Source organism: Pyrofollis japonicus (assembly GCF_033097485.1).
GTDB classification, from domain to species: Archaea; Thermoproteota; Thermoprotei_A; order Sulfolobales; family Pyrodictiaceae; genus Pyrofollis; species Pyrofollis japonicus.
In genome coordinates this window covers 596,269-613,079 of the sequence record NZ_AP028634.1, presented here as the reverse complement: position 1 = coordinate 613,079, position 16,811 = coordinate 596,269, and the positions used below count along the sequence as shown (strand labels likewise).

The following is a 16,811-nucleotide window of genomic DNA, read 5'->3' as shown; positions in this document are numbered from 1 at the left end:
CATTGGAACCTGTCTTTGGTGGAGTTGTAAGGCTTCTTGGGAACAATGTTTCAAACCCATACATTTCCATCAGAACATTATCGCGTAGAATAGGAAGAAAGATCACCAACAATTATGATTCATTAACAACTTATAAGCCAACACTGTTCCAAAGGAGATAAATACCAGGACGATAGTAGAGACTATTCGGATCCCAAAAGGGAACAAACCAGTCTAACTCAAAAGAGAATTGTAAGTCGCTGCCCAATGCCAAGTAGTGCTGACGGTAGCTGACCGAGGTCTAACTCAAAAGAGAATTGTAAGCGAGGTTCACGTAGCGGCTCCGCAGCTCCATGTTCTCTTTGAGCAGTCTAACTCAAAAGAGAATTGTAAGTTGCAACCCTTACCAAGTGCTCTGCTTCCTCGGCCCTGGCCCCTGGTCTAACTCAAAAGAGAATTGTAAGTGAGCTTCCTGGCCTACGAGGCTGGCGAGTACATCAAGCTAAGGGAGTCTAACTCAAAAGAGAATTGTAAGAGCGATATTGTGGAACTCTGACTCAAGTCTCTCGTGCAGCTGTCTAACTCAAAAGAGAATTGTAAGTAGTGCTGCTACTGCTAGCCGTGTTGCCGCTTCACGCTAGCGCCGGGGTCTAACTCAAAAGAGAATTGTAAGCAAACAGCTCGCAATAAAGATGGAGTTAATGAGGTGAAGGCGTGAGTCTAACTCAAAAGAGAATTGTAAGCTAGCACTGTCAATGACCTATGGCTCCGCCAAGGTCACGGTACTCGTCTAACTCAAAAGAGAATTGTAAGTGGTCAATACATTCATAGACTCCATGCTTCGCCACGTTATGCCCAGTCTAACTCAAAAGAGAATTGTAAGCAGAAGGGACGGGACCCCAACCATGTGGAGCATGCGGCTCAGCTACTGGCACCCCAGTCTAACTCAAAAGAGAATTGTAAGGGAGGGCAAGCTACACGGTATCTGGAAGCTACTTCATAGAGTCTAACTCAAAAGAGAATTGTAAGAGACCCAGAAGGACCTAGTAAACTGGCTCCTAGAAACAGGGCTCGGTCTAACTCAAAAGAGAATTGTAAGCCCAAAGCTCTTCCACTTCCTCCTCCTTCGCTACCAGCTCATGGTCTAACTCAAAAGAGAATTGTAAGTTTTGGGACGTGAGAGAGGCTATACGGTTCCTCCGCAAGCATAGGAATAAGATCCTATCCATAACGGTTCTGGTTGACGTGGATAAGCCCCAGGCCCTGGGAGGGATAAGGAAGAACTACGACTCGGTACTAGTAAGCGGGGTCTTCGTGATAAGCCAGCCTACTGCTCGGCCTCGAGGGCCTCGCGCACCTCGCGGGGAAGATACCTCGACACCACGGGCCAGTAGAGAGCCGCCAAGAGGCTCGCGAGAAACGCGAGCAAGAGAACCATGACCATCGTTATACGTATCTCCCTCACGTAGCCATAGCGATTGACAAGGTAAAGAGTCAAGACAGTGCGGTCCAAGCCAGCCAGCTTATAGACAACCGTGAAGCTCTTACCAACAATAAGCGCTACCATCGTGGCCCTGCGAATGCTCTCCGTTCTTGAATAGACAAGACCCCAGACAAGAAACATGCCAAAAACCATGACGCTCCAAGGAAGCCAAGAAGAAGCCAAGGAGCCTATCACCGGGCTTCGAGCCTTCTAAGCTTCTCCAGCGCCTCTTCCCGGCTGATCTCGCCTAGCAGGTACCTTGCGAGGACGTCTAGGGCTCTCTCATCCCTCTTCTCTTTGTATACTCGTATAGCCTTAACTATTATCGGCTTCATCCTCTCCCTAGCAATCCTCACCGGCTTGAGGGGCACCTTTCCTCACCGCTCCGGTAATTAATACAGCAAAGACCCGCCCTAATAGCCCGATTGCACGCAGCCCGGTCGCTCGTAACAAAGTACTCCACGCCCATCAGCCTAGCCGCGTAGACGTGGAGATAATCTAGGAAAGAGTTGACTGAGAGCCCAGGATGCTCGAGGATAACGCGCTTCGCGAGCCGCCGAAGAGTAGGGCGCCTAAGCTTAACTAGGCGGACACCGTGCTCCGCCATAGCTCTCCTAGCGGCAGAGCTGCGCCCGATCTCCCGGAACTCCGCGACAACGAGAGACGATGAGCACATTACGCCCCGACGCCTCTTAGCAAAACCCACGGCAGCAGCATTGCTACGCATTAGATCCACGATAAAATTAGTATTGACGTAGTATTTGCAGCGCCTCCTCCTCTTCCCTGTCACCCTTGCTACCGCCTCCCACCGCTGCCCGCCGCTATAGCCAGCAGGGCTGCTAGGAGCGAGAGCACGCCGGCGAGGATCACCGCCACCCTCAGCTTGAGGCTCATTGCCTCTAGTCCTCTCGCGCCGCTCTGCTCATAGTCGACGTACATCTGGATAATAGTGGCGATAGCGACCAGGGCGGTGGCTAGCGCGACTATTGGGAAGTGGAGCGAGCCGCGCCTCACCCTTTTCTTCATTCTTCGTGGTGCCAGTTGCTGCTGTCTAGCGCCTGCAATACTCGAAGGTGATCCGGTCACGCGCTGCTGGGAAGGATTGTTAAGCAGAGGGTTTCGGTGAGAGTAGACGATGGTATAAATCCGGGCAGGGGCTGTAGTGCTTGGAGCGGTTGTTTGTCGTCTTGCTTGTCTCTCTGTTCCTGGCTGGGGCTTATGTGCCGCGCGTGGTTCCTGCGCAGGGTGACCGTTTTCTCTACTCTCTTCACGCTAACGACTTCCTGGTATATAATTGCACGAGAACCAGTGCCGGCGGCGGTGCTTGTAGCTCGTTAGTTGTTGTCTGGGTCTTTTCTAGGAGCAATGCAGGCGTGGAGTATGGTGTTAAGAGCCTTGGTGATTGCTGCCTTGTTGCTGGCCGGGACTATTCACGCGTCCTCCTAGACCTTGGTAAGCGTTCCGCCTCAGTAGTGGAGGGCAGGGAGGTGCCCACAGTGTTTCTCTGGCCAGCTGGCACCTCCTGTATAGAGAAGGACGTGGTTGTCGGCGGGGTGTCGGGGACTGGTACTCTCTGCTACGTGGGCGGCGTGCTGAGCCGCGCGACCATACGCTACGGCTTCGGGGTCGAGGAGCTTAGGCTGCTGTACTCCTCGAACCCGTTCCTAAACCTAGAGGTAGGCGGTAGGCCCGGAGAGGGGCTCAACCTTACCCGAGTGCTCTCCGAGGCTATGCCGGAGGCCCGTGGTGCTGTTAAACTACCATACAGGGTGGGCGACTTCATCGAGTACCGGGTTGACATGTCTGGGCAGGCGGAGTGTAGGGCGAGGCTCGTCGCAACAGTTGTCGCAGTGAAGGGGCCGCTCGTAGCGGTCGAGACGAGGGCGTGGCCGGAGAAGGGCTGTGAGGAGACAGTACTCGTGGCTAACGCGACCAGGGTGCTTGACGCCAGGGAGGGGCCCGGTGGCGCGAAGAAAGCATGGTTCTTCATAGCGCCTGGAGCGAGCGGAAACAAGTCAATAGACTACTGGGAGAATGGGGCACACATTCAGGGCTGGCAACTGTACGTCAGCGGCGTACTCGTCGAGGAATCAGAGAAAATAGCGGGAAAGGAGGGAGCGATGACGGTGACGATAACGGCTGTAAACACCTCTATCCCCGGGGTAGCCGAGTGCATCGTGAACATTACTAGCTGTGTGCAAAAACATGACAGAGGAGTCGATACTCGTAAGCTGATATCCCTTGTCCTCGCCGCAGCGGCGCTGGCGGTAATAGTCCTGGTTCTTAGGCTTGAAAAGAACCGGTTATCCACAGCTCCGCGGCTGGAAGAGGGCTAGGAGGATTCGACGGCCCTTATGAAAAACATTGATTAGCGGGGCCCTCCGTGGGCCAAGGAGGTCTTAGAGCTTGGCGAGCGCGTCTACTAGCTGTGGCTCGAACCTCCTGTGCTCCAGGAAGTGCTCGTTGGGATCCTTGGTGACCACGTATATCCAGTAGAGGCCGAAGAGACCCAGCGTTATTATCGTTAGTATCACGTATAGTATGGTGTTTCTGTCGGGTATCCGTTTCTCGGGGAGCATTAGGGCTATATTCCTCCTAGTCAGCATGTCTGCCAGGTTTCTGTAGAACATGTGTTCGCGGTGCTCGTGCTCGACGAAGTCCCTTGTAAGGAAGTGCATTATGTACGCCCAGGCTATGAAGCCGAGCAGTATGTAGAGTATTAGCCAGAGTCCTGCACCCCTGCGCTGCTCCTTGAACCTAACCTCCTCCAATATGTTCGTCATCGTGGTCAACTCTGGGTCTTGTAGCCCCTTAACTCGGAGATAGTCCAGTATGAGCGAGCGCAGCCGCTGCGATCTCTCGAAATGGTCGTTCCTCCTAGCAATCCACTTGTATATCACGTACAGCTGAATAATGTCCGCGATAATCAATAGGATAATAAACGTGGCGAGGGCCGTGACACCGGCCGCTTCGGATCCCAAGGCGAACCCTATCAGAATAGCCAGTACGCCTATCACTGTGAGGATTGCGCCGAAGTAGGGCAACCACAACGGCATGATGTAATCGGTTCTCTCCGCATCACTGACCAGCTGCTTTATTTGAGCAATATATGATTCACTTAGCTGGCTACTCAACTATCACACCCATCCGATTACCACTAGTTTATACCTGATATATAAATGAGTTTATTTCATAAACACAATTAGTAAAAACCTGTCAACAAAATCCAAAGCATGCCGAACTGTTCCAGCCAAAACCTGATACACAGCCCCAAAAGCGCGCATGCCTAGGGCTCGGTCGCTGCAAGTGCCCCGCGGCGCCGAAGCCATTCTACATAATACACTATATCAAGTGTACCAGCCGGGCCCCTCTGGGCCATTATCGCCCAAAAGAATTATCGAAGACATGCTATTCTCGCTGCAACCATAGTGGCTGTCACTTATTCGCATCATTCTTCTCTTCTATGCTGACTCTCCAAGACGATTCTCCATGAGCCGCAACACATGCTATAAGTTCGCTACAACGCTTAACTACAGCACAGAGGAGCATTAGGCAACGCGTCTGGATACTAGATTAGGGGCTTCCCGAGAACCCTAATGTATCTAGACAAGGGGTTCTGCGAAGACGCGGAACCAGGGAGAAGCGAGGGAGCCATGTTGCAGCGAGGAGGGGCTGGGCTCGATGAGCTTGGGGAGATGGTGTGGAGGGTTATTGAGGCTGAGAGGAGTTCTAGGCCGAAGCTGGTTGTTCCTGCTAAGGGGCTTAAGATTCTCGTGGAGGCTGTTAAGCTGGCTGAGGAGTTTAAGCCTAGTCAGCACGCTAAGCGCGTAGTGTTTAGCAGGCACGGTGTCCTCGGCACCGGGTTGGATCGGCTACTGACCTCCGTGTTCTACGATGTTTTGAAGAAGCAGGGGCTCCTGGACCGCGTCATAGCGGAGCTCACGGGTGTTGAGAGCAGCCTTGTGCTTGACCCTTGGCTGCGCGCCGCCCTCCGGGTAGCGGTGGATATTGTCCTCTTCTATCGTCCTGACCAGGAGACTCTTCGCAGGCTTCGCTGGAGTATAGCGGACTACCTCTCCGCTAAGACGCACCCCTACGTCGGAATGTACTACTGGAAGCTGTTCGACAAGGTGCTCGGGTACCGTCCTAGGCCGAGGAGCATAGAGGAGGCGCTTGAGTGGAAGTATCTCTTGCTGGCATGGTTTATCCGTAGGATGAGGCAGCTGCTCGGCCCCGAGGAGGCGGAGGAGCTCTTTAAGGCTCTGAACAGGAAGCCGCTGATAAGTGTGAGGGTTAACACGCTTAAGGCGAGGGTTGAGGAGGTTGTTGAGGAGCTGAGGAGGGAGGGCAAGGACCCGGTTGTCAGCGAGAGAGTGCCTGTGGTGATAAGGTTTGAGGGCCCCTACGACTTCGATGGGAGTAGGCTGTACAGGGAGGGCAAGATAATTATCCAGGAGGAGGCCAGCGCTGCCGCCTCCCTGGTACTAGCACCAAGGCCAGGCATGACTGTGGTCGACTTGGCTGCTGCGCCCGGCGGGAAGACCACGCACATGGCTGAGCTCATGAGGAACCGTGGCGTCATTTACGCGTTCGACGTAGACCGGGCCCGGATAAAGAGGATGAAGATGCTGATAAAGCGCATGGGGATAAAGATAGTCAGGATATACGAGGAGGACGCCAGGAAGGCCCCAAAGATACTCGGGGAAGAGGTAGCCGACCGAGTGATGCTTGACGCTCCGTGCACGAGCACTGGCACCATTGCTAAGAACCCGGAGCTCCGCTGGAGGGTGAGAGAAGAGGGGCTAGAGGAGATAATCAAGCTACAGCGGGAAATGATGGAGGCAGCGGCGCGGCTGCTGAAGCCAGGCGGGAGAATGCTCTACTCGACCTGCAGCCTCCTACCCGAAGAGAACGAGGAGAACGTGAAATGGTTCCTAGAGAAGCACCCAGAGTTCCGCCTAGTAGAGCTAACAACCCCCTACGATCCATCACCGTGGCTGCCCGGCGCGATGAGGGCCTGGCCACACCGCCACAACACAATAGGCTTCTTCTACGCACTCCTAGAGAAGGAAGACAGAAGGTAAAAGGGGCAAAAGAGCGGCATAGGGCTAGGGCTGTCGGCGCGGCAGAGCAGTCACTAATGCAGAGACAGGAGCAGTGCCCTGCTACACGACGCTGGTCTATGATTCCTCGTAGCTGCTGCGAGCCGATGGCTCCTAAGTATCTTCACCGCTATAGCTAGCAGCATGAGCACCACTATGAGAATCAATAACTCTTGCGTCTTTGTGCTTAGCCTATGGCGGCTTGGCTTGCCAAGGTAGTGGTATTCGATACCTCTTGGAGACGCCTCGGCCACCTCCCCAGTGTCGGCCCATATGGCGACCTCGTAGCCGTAGATCACTCCGTTGAAGCCTATGGGTTTCCCGTTGACCGGCTTACTGAACTCTATTCTTACAATCCACTTGGGGTAAAGGGCGCGCAGATCGCCGCGGGCTCCGCTCGTATCGGGCGAGAGCACTAGGCTCGCGTTAATGCTTGCTATGTTGACGCTCTGCTCTGCAAGCACGCGGCTCATTTTCTCTTCTACTAGGCTCTTCGCAATCCTTATCGCCTCCTCCCTGGAGACCTTGACCTCTGTCGACGCGACGTAGTATACGTCTATGCCGTCGTAGACTCCTAGCACTAGTCCATTCCGGTGCACACAAACCATCGCTTTCCCTGGATCATAGTCTACGCGGAGCCCCCGATCCACAGTCAACGAGGCGCACACATCGCTCGGGCTTATCGTTATACGGAGCAAGTATCTCCCGTCAGTGACAACTGCCTTGTCAGTAGCGAGGGCCTCGGAAAGCATCTCTGAGAAGCGACCCCAGCTACTAGCATTGAAAAACGCCTGATATCTTTCAACAACCCCCAGTATGATGATCAAAAGCCTCGTAATATTCGTGCTCGTGTTCACATACACATTCTCGGGAACTATCTTGCAGCCGAGGAACTTGTCCCCGAAGAACGATATAATGGCACGGATCCTCGTGCCATTAGAACTGAGAACTATATCAACATATGTGTAGGGGGCTTGAGTTGAAGACTGCCTAACATCTATTGATACAGCCCTGTACTTCCTCATATCAAGCCCAACAACCTTTTCCAGAAAATCCATAGCCGTTACAACGCGATCGTCGCTGCCAACGCGACGGCTTCTGAAGCGAAAACGCTACAAGACCGCCAGCCACGAGGAGAATCATGACCAGCAACATTGCAGTATACAGGGATTTCTTGGTCAGTGCTGCTTCACCGTAAGCACGTTATTTGACAACAGTTTGTCGCGGATTAAGCTTTATTCTCAATCCTCAGGCTAATTGCCTTAGGAAAAGCCTTTATACATTGCTTTGGAAAATGGTTTAGAGACTCGGAGAATAGTATTTTGGAGACTTTCTCGGATCCAAGGCTAGATAGTTAGCCGCGTAAACCGGCTTGTTAAGCGACAAGGGCATGATATTACTCTTTATTGATCCGGATCAAATCATTTTACGTAAGAGAGTCTAGTTTCTCTTTAATCTCCTCGTCTTCTGTAGACCTCACGAGAAGAGTGTCAATATTCAGACGCCTCGCGTGAATAGCCATGGCTTCATCATCTGTTACAAGCAAGGCTCTAGTCTTTAGTGCCAGTGCTATGAAGTATGTATCGAACCCGGAGGGCGCCTCTGTCATTGCTACTTCGATTGCCTTGTCAAATATTTGCTCCTCGCGGACTATGATAAAGGTCTTCTCCATAGCCTCCAGTATGTCCTTGACGATGCCCGGTTCTATACTATTCCTTCTCAGAACTGCAGCAGTCTCGACGAGTCCAGCCCTTGGAAAGTATACTAGGTAGTCTTTCTCCTTAAGCTGCCTCATGATTGCCTTGCATTTTCTATGAGTTTTTAGCTCTCGTTCATAGATGTGGCGTGGCAGGTGCTTAGGCGGCTTTAGCAAACTCTTTATGATAACCGATGTATCTAGAACCACGCTAGGTGCTCTCTCTACTGCGCTCACGTATCTCAGCCATAGTCTTGTCTATGTCCTCCTTCGCCTCAAGCTCAAGTTTCTCGACGAGATCATAAAAATCTCGATTGGTGAGAACAATAATCTTTACTCTTTCGCCATCTTTTAACTCAATCTTCCCCAACGGCTTAAGCACACCTTTTTCATAAACAGCTTCAATCACCCTTGACACTGTCCTGTCCCTAAGTCATAAACATGCCATAAATGTCTCTAATAAGTAACCAGGTTCTCAGCAAGCTAGCTTACCGGGGTAGAAAATGAGCTAAAATATGCCAATGCAAGTATAGAGTTCACGTTAATTATTCGTTGGGCCGCTAGATACGTTTTGGGAGAAGGCTTGGCGCAGGGGTTGCTGAAGGGTTTTACGGCTATCGCCAATGAGTATGATGCTGTGCTTGAGGCTCTTCAAGGCCTAGTGGGAGAGGTTACTGGGGCTACTGCTTCAGCCAAGTCTATTGTACACGTGGAACGTGTATCGCCTAACATGTTCCGGGACATGGTTCTCGGCTTGGCCTCGTCTAGCTGGGTCGTGGGAGCTGTCTCTACTGGTTCTCTTTGCGTCGCCTCCTCGTTCTTCTTGAAGAATGGGCGATATGCGTGGCTCCACGTGTGCACACTGTCCCCGTTGTCTAGGAGGGCGGTGGTTACTGGTAATCCGCCTCTCCCTGCCAGGAGGAGGCCGGAGGCCGTGCTGTACGCTTATGTTGCGAGGCTGCTACGCGACGGCGCCTCTCCCGAGTACTTGGCGGCCAAGCTCGCGGAGAGCGCTGGGGGGCTTGGAGCCCTCGTCCTAGTATCGGAGGAGGCGAGGGAGAGGCGCGCCTACATGGCTCTAGCCGCTTCGGGTAGGACGAGGCTATGCATAACGCATCTCGGTAGAGGAGTGGTCGCAGAGCTTACCAGGGAGACCGATAGGAGGAATTGCGGGGACCACGTGGTGGCCAGGCTGAGGCCGGTATCCGGCACTGTCCGCGTGGAGATACGCGGGATTGAGAAAGTGCTCTACGCGTAAAGCCTCCAGAGGTGCTTGACACGCGTCCCCGGAGACGAGGAGTGCCCCGGGCCCATCTTGTAGGGTCTTATGTTGATTGTGTGGCTGCCTCACCGCCTACTTGGTTTATCGGCGATATGCTGGGCTCTGATAGTAGTGCTAGTACTGGTTTCTCCTCGCCCGCTTGTAGTGCTTTGAGGAGCTTCTTGGCGTAGATGGTTGACGTGTATACCTTGTAGCTGCCCTTGGTGAACACTGGCTCAACTATTCCGAGGGCTTCTAGGCACTGGAAGGCTGCGAGCACGAGGTAGCGGGGCAGCCCGGTCTCGACGACCACGTCTCCGGGGGAAACAAGGTCCTTGGAGACGATTGCCTCGAGTATTTCTCTTAGCCTCTCCCTACTCTCTTGGGCCAAGTATGCATCCCCGGAGGAGTAGTGTATCTTGTGCGGGGCTCCCTATAGCGGGGGTGGCGCAGTAACACCTCTCTTCCGGAGGATATGGTTGTTAGCGGTACCTTAGCTTCCTTCTGGCTGCTTCGAGTGCGTAGAAGAAGCCTATCACCTCGAGCCTGCCGAGCAGCATAAGTATCATCATTATGACTTTTGCCGAGAACGAGGCGGTGGCCGAGGCTATTCCCACGCTTAGCCCGACTGTGCCGAGGGCGCTTGCCGCCTCGAATGCCGCGTCTATAGCGCTGTACTCCGGGTTGAACGCTATGAGGGCTATCGTCCCTATCATCCAGGTTAGGAAGAAGTAGGTTATCACGGCGAACGCGTTCAGTAGCTCCTCGGGGTTTGCCCTGTAGCCCCCGACTCTCCTCGTAACCATTATGCCGCTGTAAACGGTCTCCTTCACCGCCCACCAGAGGTTCTTGAACATTATCATGAGGCGGTACTGCTTTATGCCACCAGTCGTCGATAACACTGAGCCGCCTATCAGCATTAGGAGCGAGAGGATGAGCTTCCAGACGTCGTGCGCCTTGGAGAGATCGCTTATGCCGAAACCCGTGCCCGTGATAGCGCTTATCGCGTGGAACGCTGCCTCTCGTAGCGGGTGATAGGGCGCCCATGTTACTCCTACGCGCCAGAGGATAAGAGTTGAAGCAGAGACTGAGACCGCTATGACTATTAGTAGGGAGTTTATTTCGCCGCTGAGCCTCCTCCTCTTACCCATGAGAATGGCGTAGATGTCGGCGAAGTTCGACGCACCAACAATCATGCCAGCTATGGCTGCTAGCTCTACTTTCACCGAGTGGTAGAAGCCTATGCTAGAGCTGTGAGTCGAGAAGCCTCCGGTCGCGAGAGCAGTCATCGAGTGATATATTGCATCGCTGAGCGTCATGCCCGCCTCGTAGAGGAGGAGCACTTCTACAAGGGTTAGGAAGAAGTATGTGCCCATGAGTGCTCTGAGGCTCTTAGCGATGCTTGGCTCGAGTCTCTGATACCTCCCCTCGGCTAGGCCGACCAAGTGGGCTGGGAGCCCGCCTAGCCTGGCGAACACGAAGAACATCACTACTATGCCGAAGCCTCCGAGCCACTGGCAGTAGGCCCTCCACCAGAGGATTGTTGGAGGAGCCTCCTCCACGCTCGGTATGTATTTGTGGAAGTAGGGGTCCACGCCACCGGTGAACGTCGTTAGGCCCGTCGTCGTGTAGCCGCTTATAGACTCGAACCACGAGTCTATCAACGGTATGTGGAGCACAGCGGTAACCGGTATGGCGGAGAACAGTGGGGTGAAGATCCAGGCCAATGCTACCAGTATGAAGGCCTCTGTCTTGGTGAGGCTGCGGGAGGGCCTCGTCCAGGCGAACCAGACACCAGAGATGCCCAGGTAGAGCACAGCCCATGTGAGTACTGGGAGAGAGTAGGCAACGTCCCCGGAGAAGAACCCGGTCACGGCTGAGAGCAGGTGCGTTATCCCCGCCGCCGCCAACGACACCATGCTGTGGCGGAGGAGCGGGTGCACATAGAATACTCGTGCCGCCCTCCTTTCTGCAAGTGCACGGGCCTCCCGCGGGCCAATAGTCTCCAAGGAGCCTCGCTACCCCGCACATGTGAGCGGAATACTCAATACTCGGGATAAGCTTCTAGGCCCCTAGCGTTTTTCTCTTGAGGAGCCAGAGCTTTCTCCACGCTTCTACGGGATAAACGCGTTGCGACAATACCGTCCGTGTTTCTGGGCCGCGTTAATATTTATGGCTTTATCGTGGGCGGCGAACCCCCTATATACGGGCTGGGAGGCTATATCGCTGTGCCCGGGTTAGCCGTTTTGCCGGAGAAGAAAGTTAGGCCCGAGAGCCTGGACGGACTCGTCCTTGTCTCGAGCCCTAGTGTCCCCGCAGAGGACCCGGGCAAGGTCTTCTACGTGGCCACGAAGATATCGCTGGAGACCGACCGCTACGAGTCAACCATAATGCTGTACGATGCCGTGCATGGCTCGGCCCGCGTGCTGCAGAGCGGGCCCAGCGACACCTGCCCACTCCCCTCGCCCGACGGGTCGCGATACGTCTTCGTACACCGAGCGGAGCAGGGCCAGAGGCAGCAGAAGGGCTCTAAGCTGCCCGGCTTGGAGCTGAGGCTCGCAACCCCCGACTCCACGGGCAGCATGCTCCTCGCAAGGATACAGGGGCTGGCCTCTGCCTCGTGGGCTCCTGGCTCCCGGCGACTAGTAGTAGCCATAGCTACTGGTAGGCCCGATGAGGACGTCAAGATAGTTGAGCACCTACCTGTCTGGTTTAACGGCAAGGGCTACGTCTACAATACCAGGGTTAAGCCCTTCATAATAGACGCTGACTCTGGGGCAATGGAGGAGATTGACCTAGGGCTGGAATGGGTGCAAGTGGGTAGCGTTGACTGGAGCCCGGACGGGAGATACATTGCCATGGCAGTGTCCTATGACGAGGAGAAGCCCTACCTCACGAGGATCTACATCTACGACACTGTTAGGGGAGAGCACTGGGTTCTAGCAGACGGGCTGAGCGGCTACGGAGAGGTAGCCTGGTCCCCTGACTCCAAGAAGCTGGCCTATCTGGGGCATCGCAGGGAGCATGGCTTCGCGACCCACAACAAGGTAATAGTGTTCGGGCTCGATGGGTCGGAGGAGTGCCTAACCTGCGGCCTGGGCCGCAACGCCTCCAATACCGTGAACAGTGATGTGAGGGGGCCTAGCTGTACCCGCCGCCTCCTATGGACTAGGAGGGGCATAGTGTTCCTCGTGAGCGATCATGGAGAGGTGAAGCTCTACGCGGTGGACGAGGGAGGGGAGCCGAGGCCCCTAGTGGCTCCTAGCGGTGCCGTGGTCGACGAGTTCTCGGCGACGAGGAGCGGAGAACTAGTAGCCTACACTCTCATGACGCCTACGAGCCCCAAGGAGCTCTACATCTACCGGGACGGCGTCGCCAAGAAGGTGACGAGGCACACAGAGGCGTGGACTAGGAGGCACTTGCTCAGCGAGCCACAGCGCATAGAGTTCGTGGCGAGTGACGGCGAGCCTATAGAGGGATGGGTGCTCCGCCCGCCGAGGGGCGTCGAGGAGAAGGGATGGGTGCTCTACATCCACGGTGGCCCCAAGACCATGTGGGGCTACGGCTTCATACACGAGTTCCACGTGCTAGCAAGCCACGGCTACACAGTGGTCTATGTCAACCCGAGGGGCAGCGACGGGTATAGCGAGGAGTTCGCAGACATAAGGTGCAAGTACGGCGAAAGAGACTACCAAGACCTAATGGAAGCCGCCCAGTACGCCGTAGAGAAGCTGGGACTCCCCAAGGACAAGGCAGCAGTCATGGGCGGGAGCTACGGAGGCTTCATGACAAACTGGGTCATAGGGCACACCGACTTCTTCCGGGCAGCTGTCACGATGAGAAGCATATCTAACTGGATAAGCATGTACGGCACCACGGACATAGGATGGTACTTCGTAGAAGACCAGATATGCTGCACACCGTGGAGGGACGCCGAGAAGTGCTGGGAGAAGAGCCCGCTAAAGTACGCGGACCGCGTAAAGACGCCTACGCTGATAATTCACAGCGACCAGGACTACAGGTGCTGGCTAGACCAAGCCCTTCAGCTATACACGGCGCTCAAGCTCCACCACGTCCCAACGAGGCTAGCAATATTCCCTGGAGAGAGCCACGACCTGTCGAGGAGCGGCAAGCCAAAGCACAGGGTGAAGAGGCTCCAGCTGATACTAGAGTGGCTTGACAAGCACCTGGCCGGCGAAAAGAAGGAGGAGCAGGAGAGGAAAGAGGACACACGGTGAGATTTTTAGAAGCCTCCCGCCTGCCTCACCTTCTCCTCTATCTCCTTGGCCAAGTCTACTGCTCTCTTCGTCGCATCCCTTACGGCGTCTATGACCGCTGACTTGAAGCCCTTGCTCTCAAGAATCCTTATAGCCGCAATAGTCGTGCCCGCCGGGGTCGTCACCTCGTCTCTCAGCTCGCTCGGGTGCACATCAGGGTGCTCGAGCAGGTAGTGGGCAGTGGATTCTAGGAGCTCTGCCGCAACCCTCCTAGCAACGTCGCGGGGGAGCCCGACGGATAGGGAGGCTAGTACGATGGCGTCCAGGAACTCTGCTACGAGCGCTGGCCCGGAGCCAGCCACTGCTGTCCACGCGTCCATAAGCTCCTCGGGTATCTCGTAGACACTGCCAAAGCATTCGAGAAGCCGCTTTACCAGCTCCTTGTTAGCAGCATCCTCGGGGGCATAGAGGGCTGTGAGGCTACGCCTTATACGGATATTCAGGTTAGGCATAGTCCGATAGATCTCTGCACCGGGCAGGGCTCTAGAGAGGAGCCGGTGAGGTATAGCAGCCATCACGGAGACAACTATCCTGCCCTTAACCACGCTGCTTATCTCCCTGGCGACCACGGGGAACTGGTAAGGCTTAACAGCTATGAAGACTACTCTCGCCTTCTCCACTGCGCACCGATTACAATTAGTCGACTCGAGGCCCAGGAGGCGGAGCTTCTCAACCGTCTCCCTGCTCCTAGCAGTCACAATGACCCTTGCGCCGCAGTCTCGGAGCGAGAGAGCTATAGAGGAACCAACCTTCCCTCCACCGATAACAGCTACACTAAGCCCCTGGAAGACTCATCCCTACATACACCGAGCACCAGTGAGACAACAAACCCACACTATAAAAGCGTTACTATCCAGGCCCTACAATGCTGTAGAAGCTGGCCCTATTATAGCTAAAGATCGGTTAAACCGCTAGCTGCGCAGTTTCCCGTGATAAACGGCGAGTAAACCTTGCAAGCTCGTCTCTCGCATGCAGGAGAAGCACACTCCTAATTCCGGGCACCTTATCTACGAGGATTAAGCCCTTAGAGAGGATTTCTGCCCTTAGCTTTGGAGGAGCGTATTCTAAGAGCACTACGTCTACTGCCTTCTCGATACCAAGCTCAATGCGCAGGAGCTTCTCAAGATTATGACGCAACTCGTCTACATAGACAGGCCACTCTTCAGACCCAACCCTATAGTCAGTATAGACTGCTACATCGATATCTCTAACGGGTTTGCCGCGTATCAATAAGCCCCCGAAGAGAATCGCTAATACTACTTCATCGCGTTGTTGCAAAGCACTAGCTAACAGGTTCTTAATAGCCTCTAGTTGTTTCTCATTAAATCTTATACTACGCTTCTTTATGTCCTCACGGATCGATAGTCTCGACATACTTCTTCAAAGCCTCTAGTATACTCTTCGCATATGTTACGTTTTCACGTGTTTCCCTATATAGTCTTGCATCATCTATGCGCCAGTAGCGGTGCACAAGCATATTTCGAAGCGAAACCAGCTTTACTAGCCTTTCTGCAAGAGAATAGGGTATTATGCCCTTTTCGGCGGCTAAGAGTACAGCTTCGCGATAAGAGTCGGGAGCTACTCCATGATCTGCTTCCAATACTAGGGTTATAGCATCGGTTACAGCCTCAACAAACGCTATAAGGGCATAGCGAAGAGCATAGCGCGCCTCAAGACTTGCCATAAATGTCTCAAAATCCCTACGCACGAGTCTCTTCGCCTCGCTAATGGCTTCACTAGCTTCTCGTAGGAACATCTCCAGTTGTTCGCGACTCACCCTTGTCATTTCATAGTAGCACCTCCGTTCTATTTCAAGGCAATGTAGTAAACCTTTACGATGCTCTCATTAAACACCTTGACTATTTTCAGTTAATACCTAGATTGCTGGGGGTATTGTTTTGGGGCCTTTTCTCGGCCATACTATTAGCGTCATTGCTACAAGTGCTAGTATGTAGGTTATTAGCGCGGTTGTTAGGCTTATGGGGAACGCTATCGTGGCTATGAATAATAGTATGTAGCCTAGTGCTGTGTATCGCCTCGCAGTCGCGATGCCGAGAATTATGGGCACCATCATTGGGGCGTGTATTAGTATGTGCTGGGTGACGAAGCCTATTGTTACTGTGTGTATGTGAGTGAACAGTGTTAGTGCTTGGAGAGGGGCGCCCCAGTACATTAAGGCTGTTCCGAAGGCCATTAGGCTGTATGCTGCTGCGAACCAGTGGCCTAGAAGAAAGTACATGTGGCTACTCCTTGCAGGTCCCGGCGGCATTGACCTTATCTTCGCTAGGTATCTAGGCGAGCGATCAAGCCCTATCGCCAGGGGGTAGAGGAGCATAACGGTGCTAAGCACGAGAGCCCCTATGGGCGGCTCCGCCATGTACGTTGCCAGCCCGGCTCCCTGTAAGGCGTAGAGCACGTAGACTAGTAGGAGCCGGGGCTTATCACCGTATGTTGAGGGGAAGGAGTGTATCGTTACCGCGTAGATAGAGGTAACAGCTACCGCGTGCACGAGGCCGAAGAGGTCCTCGAAGAACCCCCTATTGCTCGCCGGGATAAAGGTGTAGACGGCTGCAAGGCTGAATGCATAGGCGAGGCCTGCTACGCTAAGCCTAACAGTGCCTGGGGGCGTAGCAGCCGCCGCAGCCCACAGCGCTAACGAGAAGACAAGGTATGCTATACCGAGCCCCCATAGCTCGAAGAAATTGCTGGAGACCACGAGGACGCCTGCAACGAGACCCGCCAAGGCGACAACGAGTACGCCGAAGGAGAGGAGTAGGGAAATCCTCCCTGCCCGGGGATGCCGCCTTGCACCCGAGACCGCATAGCTGGCAGCAATAGAGGCGACAAAGACGGGGAGAACAACCGATGCCATCAAGTAGGCATGACCAGGGTACCGACTAGTAGCCGCAGCCCACAAAGCCTCCACGAGGAGCACAAGGCTCACATAGACGCCGAAGGCACTGCTACGATGAACCATCTTCACCGGCTGCAACTCTGTTCAAGCCCTCCTAGC

The 16,811-nt window shown here is 54.3% G+C and carries 17 protein-coding genes, 1 pseudogene and 1 CRISPR repeat array; of the genes and pseudogenes, 4 read left to right on the top strand and 14 right to left on the bottom strand.

Annotation, left to right across the window (positions count from 1 at the left end; all coding sequences use genetic code 11):
• Positions 1-211: 211 nt before the first annotated feature.
• Positions 212-1,146: a CRISPR direct-repeat array (repeat unit 25 nt; unit sequence GTCTAACTCAAAAGAGAATTGTAAG).
• Between the two features lie 160 nt (positions 1,147-1,306).
• Genes SBG41_RS03075 through SBG41_RS03060 form a run of 4 tightly spaced genes read right to left on the bottom strand, consistent with a single transcriptional unit; the run spans position 1,307 to position 2,548 of the window.
• On the bottom strand, positions 1,307-1,645 hold the full coding sequence (locus tag SBG41_RS03075) for a hypothetical protein (RefSeq protein ID WP_317896080.1): 339 nt from the start codon (positions 1,643-1,645) through the stop codon (positions 1,307-1,309).
• Between the two features lie 8 nt (positions 1,646-1,653).
• Positions 1,654-1,833 carry an SHOCT domain-containing protein gene (locus tag SBG41_RS03070; RefSeq protein WP_317896079.1) on the bottom strand — a complete coding sequence of 60 codons (180 nt, stop codon included), beginning with the start codon at positions 1,831-1,833 and terminating at the stop codon, positions 1,654-1,656.
• Complete coding sequence (locus SBG41_RS03065) at positions 1,815-2,252, bottom strand: PIN domain-containing protein (RefSeq protein WP_317896078.1); 438 nt, start codon at positions 2,250-2,252, stop codon at positions 1,815-1,817. Before SBG41_RS03065 ends, SBG41_RS03070 begins: the two co-directional genes overlap by 19 nt.
• Positions 2,253-2,257: 5 nt before the next feature.
• Entirely contained in the window at positions 2,258-2,548 is a 291-nt protein-coding gene (locus tag SBG41_RS03060; protein WP_317896077.1) for a hypothetical protein, read from the bottom strand.
• 80 nt (positions 2,549-2,628) lie between these two features.
• Here SBG41_RS03060 and SBG41_RS03055 point away from each other — a divergent pair, with 80 nt between their 5' ends.
• Positions 2,629-3,798 carry a hypothetical protein gene (locus SBG41_RS03055; protein WP_317896076.1) on the top strand — a complete coding sequence of 390 codons (1,170 nt, stop codon included), beginning with the start codon at positions 2,629-2,631 and terminating at the stop codon, positions 3,796-3,798.
• 63 nt (positions 3,799-3,861) lie between these two features.
• On the opposite strand, the gene SBG41_RS03050 is transcribed toward SBG41_RS03055, so the two are convergent.
• Complete coding sequence (locus SBG41_RS03050) at positions 3,862-4,596, bottom strand: DUF4234 domain-containing protein (protein ID WP_317896075.1); 735 nt, start codon at positions 4,594-4,596, stop codon at positions 3,862-3,864.
• A gap of 561 nt (positions 4,597-5,157) precedes the next feature.
• Here SBG41_RS03050 and SBG41_RS03045 point away from each other — a divergent pair.
• The gene (locus tag SBG41_RS03045; RefSeq protein ID WP_397470776.1) at positions 5,158-6,546 is read left to right on the top strand and encodes an RsmB/NOP family class I SAM-dependent RNA methyltransferase; all 1,389 of its coding nucleotides are present in this window, start codon (positions 5,158-5,160) and stop codon (positions 6,544-6,546) included.
• A 53-nt stretch (positions 6,547-6,599) separates the two neighbouring features.
• Here SBG41_RS03045 and SBG41_RS03040 read toward each other — a convergent pair whose 3' ends face one another.
• From SBG41_RS03040 to SBG41_RS03030, 3 genes are all read right to left on the bottom strand, one after another.
• Positions 6,600-7,622, bottom strand: coding sequence for a hypothetical protein (locus tag SBG41_RS03040; protein ID WP_317896073.1), 1,023 nt, complete (start codon positions 7,620-7,622; stop codon positions 6,600-6,602).
• A gap of 368 nt (positions 7,623-7,990) precedes the next feature.
• Positions 7,991-8,497: a type II toxin-antitoxin system VapC family toxin gene (locus SBG41_RS03035; RefSeq protein WP_317896072.1), complete on the bottom strand. Its 507-nt coding sequence runs from the start codon at positions 8,495-8,497 to the stop codon at positions 7,991-7,993.
• Positions 8,472-8,678 carry an antitoxin family protein gene (locus SBG41_RS03030; RefSeq protein ID WP_317896071.1) on the bottom strand — a complete coding sequence of 69 codons (207 nt, stop codon included), beginning with the start codon at positions 8,676-8,678 and terminating at the stop codon, positions 8,472-8,474. Before SBG41_RS03030 ends, SBG41_RS03035 begins: the two co-directional genes overlap by 26 nt.
• A 165-nt stretch (positions 8,679-8,843) precedes the next feature.
• Here SBG41_RS03030 and SBG41_RS03025 point away from each other — a divergent pair, with 165 nt between their 5' ends.
• Complete coding sequence (locus SBG41_RS03025) at positions 8,844-9,518, top strand: hypothetical protein (protein ID WP_317896070.1); 675 nt, start codon at positions 8,844-8,846, stop codon at positions 9,516-9,518.
• A gap of 67 nt (positions 9,519-9,585) precedes the next feature.
• Here SBG41_RS03025 and SBG41_RS03020 read toward each other — a convergent pair whose 3' ends face one another.
• Complete coding sequence (locus SBG41_RS03020) at positions 9,586-9,912, bottom strand: hypothetical protein (RefSeq protein ID WP_317896069.1); 327 nt, start codon at positions 9,910-9,912, stop codon at positions 9,586-9,588.
• A 91-nt stretch (positions 9,913-10,003) separates the two neighbouring features.
• Positions 10,004-11,530 (bottom strand): TrkH family potassium uptake protein, encoded by a 1,527-nt coding sequence (locus SBG41_RS03015; protein ID WP_317896068.1) that lies wholly within the window; start codon positions 11,528-11,530, stop codon positions 10,004-10,006.
• Positions 11,531-11,767: 237 nt separating this feature from the next.
• On the opposite strand from SBG41_RS03015, the gene SBG41_RS03010 reads away from it, so the two are divergent.
• Positions 11,768-13,759: a S9 family peptidase gene (locus SBG41_RS03010; RefSeq protein WP_317896067.1), complete on the top strand. Its 1,992-nt coding sequence runs from the start codon at positions 11,768-11,770 to the stop codon at positions 13,757-13,759.
• Positions 13,760-13,764: 5 nt separating this feature from the next.
• On the opposite strand, the pseudogene proC reads toward SBG41_RS03010, so the two are convergent.
• The 4 genes and pseudogenes from proC to SBG41_RS02990 form a co-directional block, all read right to left on the bottom strand.
• Positions 13,765-14,574 (bottom strand): annotated as a pseudogene (proC, locus tag SBG41_RS03005) (pyrroline-5-carboxylate reductase); the annotation flags it as partial.
• A 127-nt stretch (positions 14,575-14,701) separates the two neighbouring features.
• A complete protein-coding gene (locus SBG41_RS03000; protein WP_317896066.1) occupies positions 14,702-15,172 on the bottom strand; it encodes a nucleotidyltransferase domain-containing protein in 471 nt (156 codons plus the stop codon).
• Positions 15,150-15,584: a type VII toxin-antitoxin system HepT family RNase toxin gene (gene hepT / locus SBG41_RS02995; protein ID WP_317896065.1), complete on the bottom strand. Its 435-nt coding sequence runs from the start codon at positions 15,582-15,584 to the stop codon at positions 15,150-15,152. The genes SBG41_RS03000 and hepT overlap by 23 nt, the downstream gene beginning before the upstream one ends.
• Positions 15,585-15,674: 90 nt before the next feature.
• On the bottom strand, positions 15,675-16,790 hold the full coding sequence (locus tag SBG41_RS02990) for a hypothetical protein (protein WP_317896064.1): 1,116 nt from the start codon (positions 16,788-16,790) through the stop codon (positions 15,675-15,677).
• Positions 16,791-16,811: the final 21 nt, after the last annotated feature.

Excerpts from the sequence above, each read along its gene's own strand:
- SBG41_RS03045 (WP_397470776.1), top strand. The coding sequence starts at position 5,158 with ATGGTGTGGAGGGTTATTGAGGCTGAGAGGAGTTCTAGGCCGAAGCTG.
- SBG41_RS03040 (WP_317896073.1), bottom strand. The coding sequence starts at position 7,622 with ATGGATTTTCTGGAAAAGGTTGTTGGGCTTGATATGAGGAAGTACAGG.
- SBG41_RS03000 (WP_317896066.1), bottom strand. The coding sequence starts at position 15,172 with ATGTCGAGACTATCGATCCGTGAGGACATAAAGAAGCGTAGTATAAGA.
- hepT (WP_317896065.1), bottom strand. The coding sequence starts at position 15,584 with ATGACAAGGGTGAGTCGCGAACAACTGGAGATGTTCCTACGAGAAGCT.